Source organism: Acinetobacter sp. Ver3 (assembly GCF_000632455.1).
In the GTDB taxonomy this organism is placed as follows: Bacteria; Pseudomonadota; Gammaproteobacteria; order Pseudomonadales; family Moraxellaceae; genus Acinetobacter.
The window spans coordinates 1-3,122 of record NZ_JFYL01000127.1 but is presented as its reverse complement, the minus strand read 5'-3'; the positions used below and the strand labels follow the sequence as shown (position 1 = coordinate 3,122).

Annotated in this window: 3 protein-coding genes; all 3 read right to left on the bottom strand. The window is 35.3% G+C overall.

The genetic code is table 11. The annotated features are described in order from the left end of the window. Window positions 1-558: SOS response-associated peptidase (locus CL42_RS15730; protein ID WP_035270785.1), on the bottom strand; the 558-nt coding region annotated here is incomplete at its 3' end. 240 nt (window positions 559-798) lie between these two features. Continuing rightward, the gene (locus tag CL42_RS15725) at window positions 799-1,905 is read right to left on the bottom strand and encodes an ImmA/IrrE family metallo-endopeptidase (protein ID WP_000482094.1); all 1,107 of its coding nucleotides are present in this window, start codon (window positions 1,903-1,905) and stop codon (window positions 799-801) included. Window positions 1,906-1,917: 12 nt separating this feature from the next. After that, the gene (locus CL42_RS15720; RefSeq protein ID WP_001052588.1) at window positions 1,918-2,628 is read right to left on the bottom strand and encodes a hypothetical protein; all 711 of its coding nucleotides are present in this window, start codon (window positions 2,626-2,628) and stop codon (window positions 1,918-1,920) included. Window positions 2,629-3,122 lie beyond the last annotated feature (494 nt).

Genomic DNA, 3,122 nt, shown 5'->3' with positions numbered 1-3,122 from the left:
TTCATGGTCTGTAGTCAACCAATCTTTTCTATACTGCTCTGGAATCACGATGATGGATCGCTTCTCATCCTTCGGTGCATGGAACTGCTTCATGAATGGGTGATGATCAGAATTGATGGTGAGCATTGAAAATGAACGTACCTTATTGCCATTAATCACAGCATCGTCATAGATACCAGCAACTGTAAAAGGCTGTTCATCTTTACGCTTGATGGTGTACCAGTGTGGTTTGCCATTGATGTATTTGGGTTCATAGAACTCCTGTACAGGCACAAGGCAAAACTTGCTGTACTTCCAAGCATGTCGAAAACTGGGCTTATCTGCTACAGACTCGGTACGAACGTTATAGGTATGACTACTGAATTTCAACTCTTTTGCCCAGCTCGGGAGCAAGCCAAACTTTGCTATATCAAGTTCCAAATGTTCAGAGCCATTTAAAATGATCGGGGCATGGTAAGAAGGGAACACATGGTCCTTAAGCTCAAGATTGAACAGGCTGGTATCGACACCTAAAAGTGTCAAATTTCTTTTACTTGGAAATAGGTAATTTGAGCACATTGTATGATCACATAACTAAAGAATTTATCTGAAATTGTATACGATGCTTCATGGAACACATGGGATTTATGGTGTCAGTTCAAGTAGGCTATATGAAAAAAGTCATGATGGGGCAAGTTACATTTTCAGTATGACTTATGGGATGCAAAACTACGTTGGGCGTGAAGTCATAAAAAAATTAATCAGGATTTTGCATAAATAGTGCGCCGTAAGGCGCATTATTTTTAAGGAAGGTTTGTATTACTCGACAATATATAACTTATGTTTTTTCTTCGGGGGCTCAACTTTAGCTAAAGCATCAAATGTTAATTGATTAAAATCTTCTTCAGAGATTCCAATTTCATCAAGCATTTTATTTTTATCAAAAGATGGTTGTGAGGCTAAAACAGAGATAATTTTGGGCAACATCAAACTCTCATCTCGATGAGTTTCTTCAGGTTCATTAATGTTGTAGCCCAACGAATTGATCTTTATAGAGTTACTACGATTAACCCAATCACTAACTAATCCCAGCTTGTGAGCTTTATAGTTAATAGCCTTCAGGGATGTTCGCCAAATCTTTTTATACTCAATCATATTTTCTAGTGAAAAATAGCGTGGAGCAGTAGAAAGAAATGCATCTGTTGGCATTAAAAATTCAGATGAAAATTGATCCGCTTCAGTTTCGAGAACACGATTATCTTTCTCGACACGAATTTTTTTGTTATGCGTATGCATAACGATATGACCAAGTTCGTGTGCACAATCGAAGCGGGCTCTTTCGGCAGACTTAAATGTATTTAGAAATATGAAAGGGCTACCACTTTCATCATCAAAAAAAGATAGTGCATCAATTTCTCGAATTTCAGTCGGTAATCTAAAGACACGGATTCCCTTTAGCTCACACAACGAAACAATGTTATTAATAGGTTGATTACCTAAAGCCCATAAACCTCTCAACTCTGACGCTAGGTGATCGGCATACTTAGATTCACCCAAAAACTCAGTAATATCTAAATCAGGACGGTGAAAAGTAGGTAACTTTACTTTCTGATTTAAGTACTTGTTAATATTTATTGCTAAAAGAGTATATGCCTCATTAGCTTTTCTATGCTGTGCTTTAATACGAGCAACCGATCTATAGAAGATTTGGTCTGTTTCATGTGGTTGTGTGTCATTACCTGCAAAGAATGACTTGGGTAAATTTAATACACGGCATATATCATCTTGATCATTTTCATTGATTTCTTTATCCACGTCTAAAAGTTGCTTTACCTTAGAGATAGAGCAACTCAATTTTTCTGCGAAATCGGTATTGCTAAGTCCTCGTAATTCTTTAGCAATACGTAAACGATCTTTATTAAACACATTAACCTCAGATTAAACTACAAGCTGAATATCAAAATCATCTGGTTTAATTTCATTAGATGGTTCCAATACTGGCTTAGGATCAGTTTTTACAGGAACTGTATTATCTATTTCAAATGCAATTCTGCAAGTATGGTCACTTGGTAAAATTGAAATTTTTTTCGCTTTTAAGTCCTGTACGAAGCTAGTTGGGTATGCAAATTCAAAAGGAATATTTGGGATATCAATGTCTTTATAGGCTGGATGTGATGCTGAAGGAAAGTATAAAATCCATGTTCTCAATTTTGTCTCATCATCATAAGCAGACTGATTCTCCTTAATATTATTTAATGTCATTAATCCTTTTTCACAGTGTGCTGATACAACTTGATCAGCTAACCCCAATGCAATATTCCCGCTCATAAAGATAATTTGTATTTTCTTTACTGTATTCTCAATTCTTGGCTGGCTGTCATTGTGGAATATCCAAGCAGGATCAGATTGTCGAAGCAGTAAAGCAATCTGTTCTCCAATTTTTCCCCATCGTGCAATAAAGCGTGCACGGTTATAGTGAGTATTTGTTCTATAGTCAGCATCACCGATCATAATTGCGTTTCTGACTAACTCGAGATCAGGTAATCCTAACTGTTTAGCTTTTTTGATAGCATTTTCACCTTTGAAAAAATCACATGGCGTGGGTTCAGAAGGTTGGATTGATTCTTCATCAAGGAGATTTAAATTCATCTTAAAAGTTATCCTAAAGTAGCGAATGTCTTTTTTATAACATCTTTTGATGTTTTAAAAAAGACATTTTTATAAATGTGTGCTATCTTCACTTACAACTTGATAATAAGAATTTTGGAGAAGAGACGTTGAGTAACTTATTCATTAATCATAAAAATTGTCCTGAATGCGGTGGCCGTATCAAAGGCTATTATTACTACTGTGGGCAGTGTGGTAGTCAAAATGTTGTAAACTGGAAGCACACGGGGATATTTTTGTTGATTGCTGGAAAGATTTTTCTGGTTGCTATGCTTTTTTTGCTAAAAAATTTTGTTCAAATCCATTTTTTTCACAAGTTTCATTGTGCTAATTTTTTTAAATAATTCATAGAGGTTGATAGTAAAATGAAAGTTAAAGATTTAATTAAATAATTAGAAGAATTTGATCTGGAATTAGATGTTTTAATTGCTAATGAAGAGAACAAAATCATTGGCATAAAAACCCTAGCCCGATTC

Coding starts and splice junctions, on each gene's coding strand:
- CL42_RS15720 (WP_001052588.1), bottom strand. CDS start 2,628: ATGAATTTAAATCTCCTTGATGAAGAATCAATCCAACCTTCTGAACCC.